Below are 14193 nucleotides of genomic sequence, written 5' to 3' on the forward strand. Positions count from 1 at the left end.
TTCACAGGCCTTGTCAGCGCGGCGTGTTGTCCTGCGCCGCGCAGGCAAGCGTCCGGGGTGGGAATAGCCGTCAAGCTGCTGCTTATTCGTGCCGCAACGCGTCGATCGGATCGAGCCTGGCGCCGCGCAGGGCCGGGAAGAAGCCGAACACCATGCCGATCAGCGCCGAAAAGCCGACGGCGAGCAGGATGACCGCCGGGCTTGGCGCGAATGGGATGGTCAGCGTCACGGAGGCAAGGCCGGCCAGTGCCAGGCCGATCAGGATGCCGATAATGCCACCGAGCAGCGACAGCACCGTGGCCTCGACCAGGAACTGGATGAGGATGTGCTTTTCATGCGCGCCGATGGCGAGCCTGATGCCGATCTCGCGCGTGCGTTCGGTGACCGAGACCAGCATGATGTTCATGATGCCGATGCCGCCGACCAGAAGGCTGACGCCGGCGACCGCGCCAAGCATGCCGGTCATGGTGGTGGTCGCGCTGGCCATGGCGTCGGCGATCTGCGTCATGTCGCGGATGGCGAAATCGCTCTCGCGGTCAGGCGTGACGCGGCGCGCATCGCGCAAGATGTCCTCGACACGTGGCTGCAACTCGCTGGTCGGTGTGCGGTCGTCGGCGGCGATGTAGATGTTGTCGATGTCGCGATTGCCGGCGATGCGGCGCTGATAGGCGTGCAGCGGCATCAGCACGACATTGTCCTGGTCCTGGCCGAAGCCGGTATAGCCCTTGGGTTCGAGCAGGCCGATGATCTTGCAGGAGGTGCGGTTGACGCGGATGATCTCGCCCTCGGGGTCGCCGGCGCCGAAGAACTGCTGGCGCACCGTCTCGCCGATCAGGCACACGCCGGTGCCCGAGCGGGTTTCGGAATCGCTGAACGGGCGGCCGGACACCAGCTTCCAGTCGCGTGCGTCGAGATAGGCGCTGTCGGTGCCGGTCACGCCCGAGGTCAGGCTCTCGGTGCCGAAGATGACGCGCACCTGCTTCTGCGAGGCCGGCGAGATGGCGCGCGCGCCGGTGAGATGCGCGACCAGTGCGGCAAGGTCCTTCTCGGCCAGTGGCCGCACCACCTGGTCGAGCCCGCCCGGGCCGCCGGGACCGGCCGGGCGACCGGCACGGACGACCAGCAGGTTGCTGCCGAGCTTGGAGATGTCGGCCTTGACCTTCTGCGTGGTGCCGGAACCGATGGTCAGCATGGCAATGACTGCGGCGACACCGATGACGATGCCGAGCAGCGTCAGGAACGAGCGCAGCACGTTACGGCGGATCGAGCGCAGCGAGAGGCGGACGGTTTCCCAGATCATGGTCAGGCCACCTCGACATTCATGGTGTCTGATGCGACGTGGCCATCGAGGAAGCGGATGGTGCGTTCGGCATATTCGGCGACATCGGCCTCATGCGTGACCATGGTGACGGTCAGGCCGAGCTCCTTGTTGAGCTTCGTCAGCAGTTCCATGATCTCGTGCGTGCGTGCGGTGTCGAGGTTGCCGGTCGGTTCGTCGGCGACGAGCAGCGTCGGCCGGGTGACGATGGCGCGCGCGATGGCCACGCGCTGCTGCTGGCCGCCGGAAAGTTCCGCCGGCGTGTGATGCTCGCGGCCGACCAGGCCGACCTGGGCGAGTGCCTGCATGGCGAGGTCGCGCCGCTCGCGGGCGGCCACGCCCCGATAGATCAGCGGCAGTTCGACATTTTCGGCGGCCGTGGTGCGCGCGAGCAGATTGTAGCCCTGGAAGACGAAGCCGACATAGAGGTTGCGCAGCATGGCGCGGCGGTTGCGGTCGAGCCGGCCGGCGTCGACGCCCATGAAGGAGTAGGTTCCGGCCGTCGGCGTGTCGAGGCAGCCGATGATGTTCATCGCGGTCGATTTGCCGGAGCCGGACGGCCCCATGATGGCGACGAATTCGCCGCGCCTGATGGCAAGGTCGACGCCGGCGAGCGCATGGACCTTGGCTTCGCCCTGGCCATAGCTCTTCCAGACCTTGTCGAAGGTGATGAGCGTCACGCCCGCGGCCACGGCCGTCAGCTCCGCGGCTGCGAGGCGGTGATGACCTGCGCGCCTTCGTCGAGGCCGGATGTGATCTCGGTCAGTTCGCCATCGGTCGAGCCGATCTTGACGTTGACCGGATGCGGCCGGCCGTTCTCCAGCACATAGAGCGTGCGCGAGCCATCGGTCGGGGTCGTCGCCTGCCGCTGGCGGTTGCCGCCCGGACGACCCATGCGGCCGGTGAACAGGTCGCTGAGGCTCCATCCACGCGCGGCCTGCTGCGCCGGGCGGTAGCGGAAGGCGGAGGAGGGCACGGTCAGCACGCCCTTCGCCTCCCTCGTGACGACCGAAACGGTAGCGGTCATGCCGGGCCGCAACAACAGCTCGTTGTTGTCGACCTCGAGCCGCGCATTGTAGGTGACGACGCCGTCTGTCGTGACCGAGGCATAGGAGATGTCGCGGATCTCGGCATCGAACGGCCGGTCGGGGAAGGCATCGACGGTGAAACGGGCATGCTGGCCTGTCTTGACGGCGCCGATGTCGGCCTCGTCGACCGCCGCCACCAGCTCCATGTTCCGCAAATCCGCGGCGATGACGAACAGCACCGGCGCCTGCAGCGAGGAGGCGACCGTCTGGCCGGGGTCGACCGAGCGCGTCAGCACGATGCCGTCGATCGGGGCATAGATGGTGCTGTTGGCAAGGTCCGTCTGCTGCGATTTGAGATCGGCATTGGCGATGGCGAGATTGGCCTGAGCGCTATCAAGCGCCGCCTTGGAGCGGTCGCGCGTCGCGGTTGCCGCCTCGAGCGACTGGTCGGTCGCCATGCCACGCTTGGTCAAGGCGGCCGCGCGCACCAGCGCGCTTTCGTTTTCGGCCAGCGTCACCGTGGCGTCCTCGACATTGGCTGCCGCCCCTTTCGCGGAAGCCTCGGCCCGTTCGATCTGGACCTGCAGCTTGGCGGTGTCGAGCGCCGCCAGCACGTCGCCTTTCTTCACCTGCTGGTTCTCGTTGACCGAGACCGAGCGTATGATGCCGGAAAGCTGGCTGGAAATGTCGACCTGGGTGAGCGGCTGCAGCGTGCCCGTCGCCGAAACCTGGACGGTCAGGTCGGCCTTGGCGGCCGGCACGGTGGTGTAATCGATCCTGGCGGGCGTGGCCGCATACCATTGATAGAGGCCAATGCCGGCGGCAAGCACGATCAGGGTCAGCAGCGCATAGAGCCAGCCACGCCGGCGCGTCTTGCGCAGACCTTGTCGGTCGAGCCCAAGCGCCGTCTCGATGGCGGAATCCGATTCCGTCTTTGGCAGATTGACAATCTGGTCCACGTCGGACCCCTATGATGCGTATGTCCCTATCTGTGCACAGATCAGGCTTACCGGTTCAAATATCAAATTAAATTTCGCCCATGTTGGGATTGAGGCAGGAATGCAAACCCGGAATTACTTGCTTTACGATGTGTTTACGACCGAGCGACTGGCCGGAAACCCGCTGGCCGTGGTGTTGGATTGCAAAGGTCTGGACACGGCGGCGATGCAGGCCATCGCGCGCGAATTCAACCTGTCCGAATCGGTCTTTGTGCTGCCGCCCGACAATCCCAAGCACAAAAACCGGATCCGCATCTTCACGCCCGACTATGAAATGCCGTTCGCCGGCCATCCGACGGTCGGATCGGCAATCGCGCTGGCCGAACTGGTGGGTGAGGGCGGGGCCGGCATCTTCGTGCTGGAAGAGAACATCGGCCCGGTGCGCTGCGCCGTCAGCACGCACGATGGCAACACCTTCGCCGAGTTCGATCTGGCGAAACTGCCGGAACCGCTGAAGCTCGAGGCCGACCCGGAAGCGATCGGGGCAGCCCTTGGCCTGGCGCCGCACGAGATCGGCTTCGAGAATCACCGCGTCTCGTTCTGGTCGGCCGGCGTGCCCTATGTGACCATTCCTGTCGCCAATCTCGAGGCGGCGGGCCGCATCCGGCTGGACAACCAGGCCTGGTCGGAACTGGCACCGCGCAAGAGCGAATGGGCCTTCGCCAGTCCCTATGTCTATTGCCGCGAGACGGTGAACCACGAAAGCGCCTTTCATGTCCGCATGATCGTGCCCGGCACGCCTTCCTATGAGGATCCGGCGACGGGTTCGGCGGCGGCCGCCTTCGCCGGCGCCATCATGCATTTCGACGGCCCGACGGATGGCATTTCACAGCTGTGGATCGAGCAGGGGCTGGAGATGGGCCGGCCGTCGCGCATCCGCCTGGAGCTCAATGTCGAAGGCGGAAAACTGGCGTCCGCCCGCATTGGCGGCAACGCGGTCAAGGTCGCGGAAGGCAAGCTTTTCGTGTGACCATCTGCGTCACTTCAGCGATTTGTCGGGAAATGATTCCGGCAGGGCTAGACATGACCGATGGTGGCGGCTATATGCCCGCCAACGCCGGTTTTTGCCGGCCGAGTGGGTGCGTAGCTCAGTTGGTAGAGCAGCTGACTCTTAATCAGCGGGTCCACAGTTCAATCCTGTGCGCACCCACCAAATTCCTAGAAGACTTGGTGGAAAGACCCTGAAAAGCGAGACGCGTGTGGCGCGTCTCGGGCCAAGTGTTGCGGCTTTTCAACCAGCAACGCTATTTCGTGCTCATGATGATCTAATTGCGTGCAAAAATGCGGCTTAGAAATCGGCCGAACCGAAAAGCAATGTTCTTTTCTACGCTTTCAGCTTCGCTGGCGTCAGTTCCGCCTTTCCCGCCCGAGAAATCGCTGATGAGCCACCAGAAGAAAACCAGGAAAACAACGAAAATCGCGGTGTCGATCGGGCCGTGGCTGGAGTATCCATCGCGCCGAAGCACAATGGCAAGCACAACGGCAATAACCACCGCAGCGGCGGCGGGATGGAGTTTTTTCATCCGCCAGATCTATTCGAGAATCGCCGTAGCAGGAAGATGCCACTCCTGCCTGTGACGGGAGCGGCTTCACGGACCCAACCGCAGAAGTCCGAAGCTACTTCTCCGACACACCAGCCTCGGCGAAGCTTGCCATTCTCGCATGACACTCCAGTGCCGAGCGCACGATGTTGACGGCGAGGCAGGCGCCCGAACCCTCACCGAGCCGCATGCCGAGATCGAGCAGCGGCGGCAGGCCGAGCGCTTCGAGCAGGCCGCGATGGCCCGATTCGGCCGAGACGTGGGCCGCGATTGTGTGGGCCAGCCCTGTCGGGTGCAGCCTTGCCAGCGGGGCGGCGGCGGCGGTGCAGACGAAGCCGTCGAGCAGCACGGGAATGCCGAGATGACGGGCGGCGAGCGTGGCGCCGAAGATGGCGGCGAGTTCTCGGCCACCGAGTGTCGCGGCAACGCCCAGCGGATCGGCAAGGGCGGCTGCGTGGCGCTTGAGGCCGGCTTCGATGGCGACAACCTTGCGCTTCAGGCCGGCATCGTCGACGCCGGTGCCGCGCCCGGTCCATTTTTCCGCGCCCCCGCCGAAGAGGGCCGCCGAGATGGCGGCAGCCGGCGTGGTGTTGCCGATGCCCATCTCGCCGAAGCAGATCAGGTCGAGATCCTTCGTCACCGCGTCGTAGCCGGCCGAGACGGCGGCGAGGAAGGCGTTCTCGTCCATTGCCGGCACTTGCGTGAAGTCGCCGGTAGGATGGTCGAGGTCGAGCGGGATGACATCGAGTTCGGCGCCGGCGATGCGGGCGAGCTGGTTGATGGCGGCACCGCCGCCGGCGAAGTTCGCCACCATCTGCACTGTCACTTCGGAAGGGAAGGCCGACACGCCCTGCGCGGTGACGCCGTGATTGCCGGCGAAGACGAACACTTTCACGCGGTCGAGTTTTGGCATGTCGCGGCCCTGCCAGCGCGCCAGCCATGCGGCGATGGTTTCCAGCCGGCCGAGGCTGCCTTGCGGCTTGGTCAGCGTATCCTGGCGGCGGGCAACGGCCTTTGCGGCGGTATCGCTGCCGGCGGGCAGGTCGAGGCAGGCGGCGCGCAATTCATCGAGGGATTTGAAGGGCATGGGGGCAAGGTCTCCGGAAGAGATTCAGGTCAAGGGGAATCAGGAAAGCGCGACGGAAGCGACGAGAAGCACTGATATTTCGCTCACTTGCTGCAAGGCGCCGATCGTGTCGCCGGTCTGGCCACCGATCTGGTTGAGGCACAGGGCATGGAAGGCGGCAAACAGCAGGCCGAGCAGGATGAGCGCGGCGATGGCGCCGCCGAGCCCAAGCAGCAGGAGAGGGATCGCGCCAAGCACGGCGCCGACGATGGCGATTTCCTGCGAGACCGTACCGGCACCGGCCGACAGGCCATCGGACCGTGCCGGCGGCAACAGGTGCATGAAGGCGCCAAGCACGCCGCGTGAGGCGGCGTGGGCAGCCACGAGAGCGAAGAGTGCCTGCGTGGGGTCGACGAATTCCGAAAGCACGTTCCAGCGGATCAGCAGCGACAGGGTCAGGGCCGCCGCGCCATAGGCCCCGATGCGGCTGTCGCGCATGATCTCCAGCTTGCGGCCGCGCGATTTGCCGCCGCCAAAGCCGTCGGCGACGTCGGACAGTCCGTCCTCGTGCAGGCAACCGGTGGTGATCACGGTTGAAACAAGGGCAAGGGCCGCCGCCGGGCCCATGGCAAGGCCAAACCGTTCCGCCGTGGCAAAGACGATGGCGCCGATCAGGCCGACGACGAGGCCGGCGACCGGCGCGGCCCAGATGGCGGCGGCAAGGCTGCGGCCGCGAAAGTCGAGGATGGGCAGAGGCAGGCGGGTGAAGAACACCAGGCCGAGCGCCATGTCGTCGAGGATTTGCCGAGGCGAAAGGGTCAAATTCGGGAGCTTCATGCGCCGCCCCTCGCTATCGCATGGAAGAAGGTGCCGCTGACATGGCCGCGCCGATAGCCGGAGGCGCCGATCGGATTGCCCTGACCATCGGCAAGGTCGGCCAGGGGCTCGTCATTGCCGGTTGCCGTCATCTGCGCATAGTGGAATTCGTGGCCCCGGATCAGCGCGCCCTGCACGCCCAGCGGGCAATCGGCGCGCAGCCGCGCCTCGCGGTAGCCAAGATTCATCTTCCGCTTTGCAAAACTGGTGGAATGGCCAAGCAGGCCAAGCATTGCGTGCGTTTCGCCCGAGGCATCCTCCAGCGCCTGGCCTAGCACCATGAAGCCGCCGCACTCACCATGGACGGGCTTGGTCGCGGCGAAGCGCGCCATTCCGGTCTTGAAAGTCTCCGACGATGCGAGCCGGCCGGCGTGAAGCTCGGGATAGCCGCCGGGCAGCCAGCAGACGTCACAATCCTCGTCGGGCGCTTCGTCGGCGAGTGGCGAGAACGGAACGATTTCCGCGCCCGCCTTGCGCCAGTAGCTGGCGACATGCGGGTAGAGGAAGGTGAAGGCTGCATCTTCCGCCAGGGCTATCCGCTGGCCGGGCGGCTGCAGCGCCTCGTCGAAGCCGCCTTCCGCCGGGGTGAGGGGTGTTGCCAGTGCCATGACCGCGTCGAGGTCGAGCGACTTCTCCGCCATGTCGGCAAGGCGGTCGAGATGCGCCATCAGATCATCATATTCGCCGGCCTGGACGAGGCCGAGGTGCCGTTCGGGCAGGTTCAAGGTGGGGTCGCGTAAGATGGCGCCGACGACAGGCAGGCCGATCGCCTCGATCGCGTCGCCGGACAGCCGGCGGTGGCGCTCGCTGCCAAGCCGGTTGAGCACGACGCCGGCCATGCGCACATCCGGATCGTAAGTGGCAAAACCCTTGGCGACGGCCGCCGCGGTTGTCGACTGGCCGGACACGTCGAGCACCAGCAGCACCGGCAGGCCGTATAGGCGGGCGAGGTCTGCGGCGGAGCCGGTACGGCCCGGCGCGGCCGGAATGCCGTCGAACAGGCCCATCGCGCTTTCGAGGATGACGAAATCGGTGTCGCCGGCCGCCTGTGCGGCGAGCGCGTTGAGCAGCGATGGGGGCATTGCCCAGCTGTCGAGATTGACGCCGGACAGGCCGGTGGCGGCCGTGTGGAAGCCGGGATCGATATAGTCGGGGCCGGATTTGGCGCCCCGCACCTTCAGCCCGCGCCGGGTGAGCGCGCGCAGGATGCCGATGGTGACGCTGGTCTTGCCCGAGCCGGAGCGCGGCGCGCCGATGATGATCGCGCGGGCCGTCATGCCTTGCCTGCCAATGCCGCCCGCATGGCGACGATGCCGCCGACGACGATCAGTGCCGGCGAGGCAAGGCCGGCGGCGGCCGCTTCCTCGGCGATGGTGGCGAGCGTGGCGACGACGGTCCGTTCCTGCGGCGTCGTCGCGGCGACGATCACCGCCGCCGGCGTCGATGGCGCCAGCCCGCCGTCGAGCAGCGCTGCAGCGATCAGCGGCAGGTTCGCCATGCCCATATAGACGACAACCGGCTGGCCGGTGCGGGCGATCGCCGCCCAGTCGATGTCATCGTCGGTGCCGGCGGCGTGGCCGGTCGCCAGGATCACCGCCTTGTTGATGCCGCGCATGGTGGCCGGGATGCCGGTTGCGGCCAGCGCGCTGAGGCCGGATGTCAGGCCGGGCAAAACCCGGAAGGGGATGGCTTCGCGCGCGAGCGCCAGTGCCTCTTCGCCGCCACGGCCGAAAATATAGGGATCGCCGCCTTTCAATCTGACGACGCGGCGGCCTTCGCGCGCCAGCCGCACCAGAAGAGCGGTGATGTCGTCCTGCTTCATCGACGGTTGGCCGCCGCGTTTGCCGGCGTAGAACAGTTCGGCAGCCGATGCTACCGCCACGACATCGGGTGAGACCAGCGCGTCATAGACCAGCGCATCCGCCTCGGCCAAGGCCGCCAGCACTTCCAGGGTCAGGCAACCGGGGTCGCCGGGGCCGGCACCGGCCAGCCAGACATGGCCCGGCTCCAGCGGGCGTGGCTTGAAGTTCAGCCGGGCGAGCGCCTGTTCGAGCGTGGCGTTTTCGCCTGTGTTCCTGGTGCTGCCGCTCACAATCCGTCCCGTCCGCGAAAACGCCGCTGATAGTGGGCGTCGTACAATGAACTCTCGCCAAAGCCTTCCGCCGCCAGCGAGCGGCCGACGAAGATGATCGCCGTGCGCTCCATCGGATCGGCGGCAAGTTGTGCCTCGATCGTTTCCAGCGTTCCCGTCAGCACGCGCTCATCCGGCCACGAGGCGCGGAAGACGATCGCCACCGGACAATCGCCGCCATAATGCGGCGTCAGTTCGGCGACGACACGGTCGATGGCGTGGATGGCAAGATGGATGGCCAGCGTGGCGCCGGTGCGGCCGAAGCCGGCCAGCGTTTCGCCGGGTGGCATTTTCGAGGCGCGACCGGAGATGCGGGTCAGCACCAGGCTTTGCGCCATTTCGGGAATGGTCAACTCGCGGCGCAGCGCCGCGGCGGCCGCGGCGAAGGAGGGAACGCCCGGCGTCAGCGTGTAAGGGATGCCGTGTTTTTCCAGCCGGCGGATCTGCTCGGCCACCGCACTCCAAACCGACAGGTCGCCGGAATGCAGCCGCGCTATATCATGGCCAGCCTTGTGGGCCTCGACATAGGCGGCCTCTATCTCGTCGAGCGACATCGGCGCGGTGTCGATCAGTTTCGTCCCGGGCGCGCAATGCTGCAGCAATTCGGGTGCGACGATGGAGCCGGCGTGCAGGCAGACCGGACAGCTTGCCAGGAGCCTGGCGCCGCGCAGCGTTATGAGATCGGCGGCACCCGGACCGGCACCGATGAAATGGACGGTCATGGCGCGTCTCCGCTGATAGCGATGGCGCAGGTGACCGGGCCAAGCACGGTGCGAGGGCCAAGCAGTTTTGCACCGGCCCCGGCAACGGCGAGGGCTGCCGCTTCGGAAACCGAGGGCGTGCCCGCCAGTTCCTGCGAGAGGCTGGAATGGGTGAGTGTGCCGGGCGAGGCGGCTTGAAGCGCTGCGTCATCGGCGATGACAACCGGGAGGTTCAGCGTGCGGCCAGCGGCGGCGATCGCGTCTTCATCCTTCTTGAGCGCTGCGGTGGCCAGTGCCGAAAGCGCCGTCATTGCCAGCCCATGCGCTTCAAGCGCGGTTTCAATCGCGGCAAGCACGTCTTCGACTCCAACGCCTTTGCGGCTGCCGATGCCCGCGACCATCATGGCTTCACCCAGCTCCATTGCGTGACCGGCATGGCCGGCCGCCATGCCTGCATCGAACCGACCGGCGAGGCGCGCGAAATGTCTATCCGGGTAAGATCGCCGCCCAGTTTCAGGTGCTGGGCGAGAAGCAGCGTTTCCATCTCCAGTGTCACCGCATTGGCGACGAGACGGCCACCAGCGCGCAGCGCCTTGATGGCAGTGTTCAAGACGCCGGTGTCGCTGCCGCCGCCGCCGATGAAGATAGCGTCCGGCGTCTCCAGCCCGGCAAGCGCCTTTGGCGCGTTGCCTTCCACCACCACAAGGCCGGGAACACCGCAGGCGGCGGCATTGCGGTGGATGCGAGCGGCGCGGCCCGGGTCGGCCTCGATGGCGATGGCGCGCATCAAGGGGTGGGCGAGCATCCACTCGATGCCGATCGAGCCGGAGCCGGCGCCGATGTCCCACAGCAACTCGCCGCGCCTTGGCGCCAGCGTCGACAAGGTGACAGCGCGGATTTCGCGCTTGGTGATCTGGCCGTCATGGTCGAACAGATGATCGGCAAGGCCAACCGTGAGCGGCAGCACACGGCCTTGCGGGTTCGAATCAATTTCGATGGCCAGCACGTTGAGCGGATTGATGTTTTCGAGGTCGAAGGCGTCGGCGCGTGCCATGTGCTGTTTCTCGTTCGCACCGCCCAAAGCCTCCAGGACCGTCAGCCGCGATGCGCCGAAATCGAGTTCGGTGAGCAGGCGGGCAATTGCCGCCGGCGCGTCGTCGTCCGATGTCAGTGCCAGGATGCGTGCACTGGGCTGCAGCAGCGGCCGGATCAGGTCAAGCGGCCGGCCATGCAGCGAGACGGTCTCGATATCCTGAAGTGCCCAGCCAAGGCGGGCGGCGGCCAGCGAGACGGCCGACGGCGCGGGGATGACATGCATCTCCCGGGGCTCGACCTTGCGGGCGAGCGTGGCGCCGACCCCGTAGAAAAAGGGATCGCCGGAGGCGAGCACGCAGACTTTGCTGCCCACCAGCGCCAGCACGTCAGCCATCCCGGCATCAAAGGGCATCGGCCAGGGGCGCGGCTCGCCCTTGGCGAAGGACGCGACCAGCGCCAGATGACGCTTGCCACCGAAGATGAACTCCGCGTCGGCGATCCGCTGCTTGGCCTCGTCGCCGAGACCCGCTAAACCGTCCTCGCCGATGCCGATGATTGTAAGCCATTTTGGCGTATGGCCGGCTTCGCGCTGACTTTCAGCAGGCATGATGACCCACCGTATCCTGATCCTCGGCGGCACCACGGAAGCCCGGCAACTGGCCGGAAAGCTGGCGGTACGCGCTTCGGTCACGCTGTCGCTGGCCGGACGTACCGAAAGCCCGGTCGCGCAGGGCGTGCCGGTGCGCAGCGGCGGCTTTGGCGGCGCCGAGGGTCTGGCCGCCTACCTCAAGGAGACCAGCACCGACCTGCTGATCGACGCCACGCATCCCTATGCGGCGCGAATCTCCGCCAATGCCGCGCAAGCGGCGCGAGCGGCCGGCGTGCCGATCCTGGCTTTGCGCCGTCCCGGCTGGGAGCCCATCGAAGGCGACCGCTGGACTGAGGTCGATAGCGTCACCGATGCCGTGCGAGCGCTTGGACCGGCACCGCGCCGCGTCTTCCTGGCGCTTGGCCGGCAAGAGGTTGCCGCGTTCGAAGCCGCGCCCCAGCACCATTACCTCATCCGCAGCGTCGATCCGGTCGAGCCGAGGCTCGCCGTGCCCGACGCTGACTACCTGCTGGCGCGCGGTCCGTTCCGCGAAGCTGACGAGCGCGCGCTGCTGGAGAGACACAGCATCGATGTCGTGGTGTCCAAGAACAGCGGCGGCGCCGCCACCTACGGCAAGATTGCCGCCGCGCGGGCGCTTGGTGTCGAGGTGATCATGATCCGCAGGCCAATGTTGCCGGAGGTGCCTTCGGCTGAAACCGTCGAAGCGCTGGCCGCGATTGTCAACCAATTCGGGGCCGATCATTTTGCCGAACCTGATGCCGAACGCGGCGTGTAGACCAGCGCCGGCTTGTCTGCGCGCTTGATGATCCGGGTTTCCGGCGACCCGATGATGATGCAGGTCGCCATGTCGGCCTTTTGCGCGTCGACGTCGGCCAGCAGATAAACCTCGATGCGCTCGTCCGGACGGCCGGCGGCGCGGCCGAAAATGACCGGCGTGGTGCCGGGCAGGATCGCGGTCAGGCATTCGAAGGCGCGGCCAAGCTGCCAGGGGCGCGCCTTGCTGATGGGGTTGTAGAGCGCGATGACGAAACCCGCGCCGGCGGCAGCAAGCAGGCGCAGTTCGATCAGGTCCCACGGCTTCAGATTGTCGGACAGCGAGATGGCGCAGAAATCATGGCCGAGCGGTGCGCCGATGCGGGCGGCGACCGCCAGCATGGCGGTGACGCCGGGCACCACGGCAACGTCGACAGCCCGCCATTCAGCCGGGCCGGCCTCGATCGCCTCGCAAACCGCGGCCGCCATGGCAAAGACGCCGGGATCGCCGCCGGAAACCACGGCGACGTCGTGGCCTTCGGCGGCCTTGATCAAGGCGTCCTTGGAGCGGGCGAGTTCCTCGCGGTTGTCGGAGGCGACACGGATCTGATCCGGGCGCAGGTCCAGCCGGTCGAGATAAGGTTTGTAGCCGTAAAAGAACTTCGCTTCAGCCACGGCCCGGCTTGCTTGCGGCGTGACCTGATCGGCATTGCCGGGCCCGAGGCCGATGACGGTGAGGCGGCCGCTCATGCCTGTGCTCCCAATGCACCCGGCCGGCCGGACCAGCCGGCGACCAGCACGATGGCGAAATAGGGGGCCTTGTCGTCCTGCTTGTCGGCGAGCTTCATCGAAACGCTGCCGGCCATGGTGCCGCGCTCGACATAGACGGCGCGCGTCAGCTTGCCGGTGGCTTCGAGCGCCCGCCTGATCTTGGGCAGGTTGCGGCCGACCTTCATGATGACGGCGGCATCGGTATCGGCCAGCCGGCGCGTCAGTTCGAACTCGCTCATCGTGCCGGGCAAAACCGTCAGCACGTCATCGCCTTGGACGATCGGCACACCGGTCTGCGACCAGCAGCCGGACATTGCGGTGACGCCTGGAATGACCTCGGTCGGGAAGCGATGGGCGAGGCGGACATGCAGATGCATGTAGGAGCCGTAGAACAGCGGGTCGCCCTCGGATAACACGGCAACCATCCTGCCGGCTTCGAGGTGTTCTGCGACCTTTTCGGCGGACTCCTCGTAGAAACCGGTGATCTGCGAGCGGTAATCGTCGTGATCCTTGTCGATCTCGGTGGTCACGGGATAGAGCAACGGCAGTTCCAGCATGTCCGGCCGGAAGCGCGCCTCGACAATGGCGCGCGCATTGCTGTTGTTGCCGCGCTTGGCGAAATAGGCGACGACATCGGCCTCGGCCAGGGCGCGCGCGGCCTTCAACGTCAACAGTTCTGGATCGCCGGGACCGGTGCCGACGCCGACAAGTCGGCCTTTGGGGAGCGCGTTCACAGGCCGGGCCTCGCCAATGAATTGAGCGCGGCGGCGGTCATGGCGCTGCCGCCAAGCCGGCCGCGCACGATGGCATAGGGCACGCCATAAGAATTCTCGGCCAACGCATCCTTGGATTCGGCGGCCCCGACGAAGCCGACCGGCATGCCGATGATAGCCGCCGGCTTCGGCGCGCCGTCGCGCAATTTTTCCAGGAGATAGAACAGTGCGGTAGGCGCATTGCCGATGGCGACCACCGAACCGGCCATGCGCTCGCCCCACAGGTCGATCGCGGCGGCCGAGCGGGTGTTGCCGATCTCTTTGGCGATGTCGTGCGTGCGCGGATCGCGCAGCGTGCAGATCACCTCGTTGCCGGCCGGCAGCCGGGCGCGGGTGACGCCATGCGAGACCATTTCGGCATCGCAGAAGATCGGCGCGCCGGCGGCAAGCGCCTTGCGCGCGGAGGTGACGAAGTCAGGCGAGAAAACGAAATGGCTTGATGCTTCGACCTGGCCGCAGGCATGGATCATGCGGATGGCGACATCGGCCTCGGCGTCCGAGAAGCGCGAGAGGTTGGCCTCGGCGCGAATGATGGCGAAGGAGCGCTCGTAGATCGCCGTGCCGTCGTGGATGTAGTCGTAGGCGGCCATGC

The 14193-nt window shown here is 66.6% G+C and carries 16 protein-coding genes and 1 tRNA gene; 3 read left to right on the forward strand and 14 right to left on the reverse strand.

What is annotated here, in order from left to right; genetic code table 11:
• Positions 1 to 82 precede the first annotated feature (82 nt).
• From MesoLj_RS18700 to MesoLj_RS18710, 3 genes are read right to left on the reverse strand one after another with little or no spacing between them, the layout of a single operon-like run.
• On the reverse strand, positions 83 to 1300 hold the full coding sequence (locus MesoLj_RS18700) for an ABC transporter permease (protein ID WP_140610448.1): 1218 nt from the start codon (positions 1298 to 1300) through the stop codon (positions 83 to 85).
• Between the two features lie 2 nt (positions 1301 to 1302).
• Positions 1303 to 2010, reverse strand: coding sequence for an ABC transporter ATP-binding protein (locus MesoLj_RS18705; protein ID WP_202321686.1), 708 nt, complete (start codon positions 2008 to 2010; stop codon positions 1303 to 1305).
• Between the two features lie 5 nt (positions 2011 to 2015).
• Positions 2016 to 3305, reverse strand: a complete 1290-nt coding sequence (locus MesoLj_RS18710) for an efflux RND transporter periplasmic adaptor subunit (protein ID WP_202321688.1) — start codon at positions 3303 to 3305, stop codon at positions 2016 to 2018.
• A gap of 100 nt (positions 3306 to 3405) precedes the next feature.
• On the opposite strand from MesoLj_RS18710, the gene MesoLj_RS18715 reads away from it, so the two are divergent.
• Together MesoLj_RS18715 and MesoLj_RS18720 are read left to right on the forward strand one after the other, a co-directional pair.
• Positions 3406 to 4314: a PhzF family phenazine biosynthesis protein gene (locus tag MesoLj_RS18715; protein ID WP_202321690.1), complete on the forward strand. Its 909-nt coding sequence runs from the start codon at positions 3406 to 3408 to the stop codon at positions 4312 to 4314.
• 107 nt (positions 4315 to 4421) lie between these two features.
• Positions 4422 to 4497 (forward strand) — tRNA-Lys (locus tag MesoLj_RS18720).
• Positions 4498 to 4609: 112 nt separating this feature from the next.
• Here the strand turns inward: MesoLj_RS18720 and MesoLj_RS18725 are convergent.
• The 8 genes from MesoLj_RS18725 to cbiE form a co-directional block, all read right to left on the reverse strand.
• Positions 4610 to 4867 (reverse strand): hypothetical protein, encoded by a 258-nt coding sequence (locus MesoLj_RS18725; protein ID WP_202321692.1) that lies wholly within the window; start codon positions 4865 to 4867, stop codon positions 4610 to 4612.
• A gap of 94 nt (positions 4868 to 4961) precedes the next feature.
• Positions 4962 to 5972 (reverse strand): nicotinate-nucleotide--dimethylbenzimidazole phosphoribosyltransferase, encoded by a 1011-nt coding sequence (gene cobT, locus MesoLj_RS18730; RefSeq protein ID WP_202321693.1) that lies wholly within the window; start codon positions 5970 to 5972, stop codon positions 4962 to 4964.
• Between the two features lie 39 nt (positions 5973 to 6011).
• Positions 6012 to 6788 carry an adenosylcobinamide-GDP ribazoletransferase gene (gene cobS / locus MesoLj_RS18735; RefSeq protein WP_202321694.1) on the reverse strand — a complete coding sequence of 259 codons (777 nt, stop codon included), beginning with the start codon at positions 6786 to 6788 and terminating at the stop codon, positions 6012 to 6014.
• The gene (locus MesoLj_RS18740) at positions 6785 to 8104 is read right to left on the reverse strand and encodes a cobyrinate a,c-diamide synthase (protein ID WP_202321695.1); all 1320 of its coding nucleotides are present in this window, start codon (positions 8102 to 8104) and stop codon (positions 6785 to 6787) included. Before MesoLj_RS18740 ends, cobS begins: the two co-directional genes overlap by 4 nt.
• The gene (cobA, locus tag MesoLj_RS18745; protein ID WP_202321696.1) at positions 8101 to 8919 is read right to left on the reverse strand and encodes a uroporphyrinogen-III C-methyltransferase; all 819 of its coding nucleotides are present in this window, start codon (positions 8917 to 8919) and stop codon (positions 8101 to 8103) included. The genes MesoLj_RS18740 and cobA overlap by 4 nt, the downstream gene beginning before the upstream one ends.
• Positions 8916 to 9680 carry a precorrin-4 C(11)-methyltransferase gene (cobM, locus tag MesoLj_RS18750; protein WP_202321698.1) on the reverse strand — a complete coding sequence of 255 codons (765 nt, stop codon included), beginning with the start codon at positions 9678 to 9680 and terminating at the stop codon, positions 8916 to 8918. The genes cobA and cobM overlap by 4 nt, the downstream gene beginning before the upstream one ends.
• Complete coding sequence (locus MesoLj_RS18755; RefSeq protein WP_202321700.1) at positions 9677 to 10063, reverse strand: cobalamin biosynthesis protein; 387 nt, start codon at positions 10061 to 10063, stop codon at positions 9677 to 9679. Before MesoLj_RS18755 ends, cobM begins: the two co-directional genes overlap by 4 nt.
• Positions 10060 to 11301 carry a precorrin-6y C5,15-methyltransferase (decarboxylating) subunit CbiE gene (gene cbiE / locus MesoLj_RS18760; protein ID WP_202321702.1) on the reverse strand — a complete coding sequence of 414 codons (1242 nt, stop codon included), beginning with the start codon at positions 11299 to 11301 and terminating at the stop codon, positions 10060 to 10062. Before cbiE ends, MesoLj_RS18755 begins: the two co-directional genes overlap by 4 nt.
• A gap of 1 nt (position 11302) precedes the next feature.
• Here cbiE and MesoLj_RS18765 point away from each other — a divergent pair, with 1 nt between their 5' ends.
• Complete coding sequence (locus tag MesoLj_RS18765; protein ID WP_202321704.1) at positions 11303 to 12079, forward strand: cobalt-precorrin-6A reductase; 777 nt, start codon at positions 11303 to 11305, stop codon at positions 12077 to 12079.
• On the opposite strand, the gene MesoLj_RS18770 is transcribed toward MesoLj_RS18765, so the two are convergent.
• From MesoLj_RS18770 to MesoLj_RS18780, 3 genes are read right to left on the reverse strand one after another with little or no spacing between them, the layout of a single operon-like run.
• Positions 12043 to 12807 carry a precorrin-3B C(17)-methyltransferase gene (locus MesoLj_RS18770; RefSeq protein ID WP_140775913.1) on the reverse strand — a complete coding sequence of 255 codons (765 nt, stop codon included), beginning with the start codon at positions 12805 to 12807 and terminating at the stop codon, positions 12043 to 12045. The genes MesoLj_RS18765 and MesoLj_RS18770 overlap by 37 nt on opposite strands.
• A complete protein-coding gene (locus tag MesoLj_RS18775) occupies positions 12804 to 13562 on the reverse strand; it encodes a precorrin-2 C(20)-methyltransferase (RefSeq protein ID WP_202321706.1) in 759 nt (252 codons plus the stop codon). The genes MesoLj_RS18770 and MesoLj_RS18775 overlap by 4 nt, the downstream gene beginning before the upstream one ends.
• Positions 13559 to 14191 carry a precorrin-8X methylmutase gene (locus MesoLj_RS18780; protein WP_202321708.1) on the reverse strand — a complete coding sequence of 211 codons (633 nt, stop codon included), beginning with the start codon at positions 14189 to 14191 and terminating at the stop codon, positions 13559 to 13561. The genes MesoLj_RS18775 and MesoLj_RS18780 overlap by 4 nt, the downstream gene beginning before the upstream one ends.
• Positions 14192 to 14193 lie beyond the last annotated feature (2 nt).

This window comes from Mesorhizobium sp. 113-3-9, assembly GCF_016756515.1.
In the GTDB taxonomy this organism is placed as follows: Bacteria; Pseudomonadota; Alphaproteobacteria; order Rhizobiales; family Rhizobiaceae; genus Mesorhizobium.

What these genes read in the sequence shown, in the direction of transcription:
- MesoLj_RS18700 (WP_140610448.1), bottom strand. Translation starts at nt 1,300, where the DNA reads ATGATCTGGGAAACCGTCCGCCTCTCGCTGCGCTCGATCCGCCGTAAC.
- MesoLj_RS18715 (WP_202321690.1), top strand. Translation starts at nt 3,406, where the DNA reads ATGCAAACCCGGAATTACTTGCTTTACGATGTGTTTACGACCGAGCGA.
- MesoLj_RS18725 (WP_202321692.1), bottom strand. Translation starts at nt 4,867, where the DNA reads ATGAAAAAACTCCATCCCGCCGCCGCTGCGGTGGTTATTGCCGTTGTG.
- cobT (WP_202321693.1), bottom strand. Translation starts at nt 5,972, where the DNA reads ATGCCCTTCAAATCCCTCGATGAATTGCGCGCCGCCTGCCTCGACCTG.
- cobS (WP_202321694.1), bottom strand. Translation starts at nt 6,788, where the DNA reads ATGAAGCTCCCGAATTTGACCCTTTCGCCTCGGCAAATCCTCGACGAC.
- MesoLj_RS18740 (WP_202321695.1), bottom strand. Translation starts at nt 8,104, where the DNA reads ATGACGGCCCGCGCGATCATCATCGGCGCGCCGCGCTCCGGCTCGGGC.
- cobM (WP_202321698.1), bottom strand. Translation starts at nt 9,680, where the DNA reads ATGACCGTCCATTTCATCGGTGCCGGTCCGGGTGCCGCCGATCTCATA.
- MesoLj_RS18755 (WP_202321700.1), bottom strand. Translation starts at nt 10,063, where the DNA reads ATGATGGTCGCGGGCATCGGCAGCCGCAAAGGCGTTGGAGTCGAAGAC.
- cbiE (WP_202321702.1), bottom strand. Translation starts at nt 11,301, where the DNA reads ATGCCTGCTGAAAGTCAGCGCGAAGCCGGCCATACGCCAAAATGGCTT.
- MesoLj_RS18765 (WP_202321704.1), top strand. Translation starts at nt 11,303, where the DNA reads ATGACCCACCGTATCCTGATCCTCGGCGGCACCACGGAAGCCCGGCAA.
- MesoLj_RS18770 (WP_140775913.1), bottom strand. Translation starts at nt 12,807, where the DNA reads ATGAGCGGCCGCCTCACCGTCATCGGCCTCGGGCCCGGCAATGCCGAT.
- MesoLj_RS18780 (WP_202321708.1), bottom strand. Translation starts at nt 14,191, where the DNA reads ATGGCCGCCTACGACTACATCCACGACGGCACGGCGATCTACGAGCGC.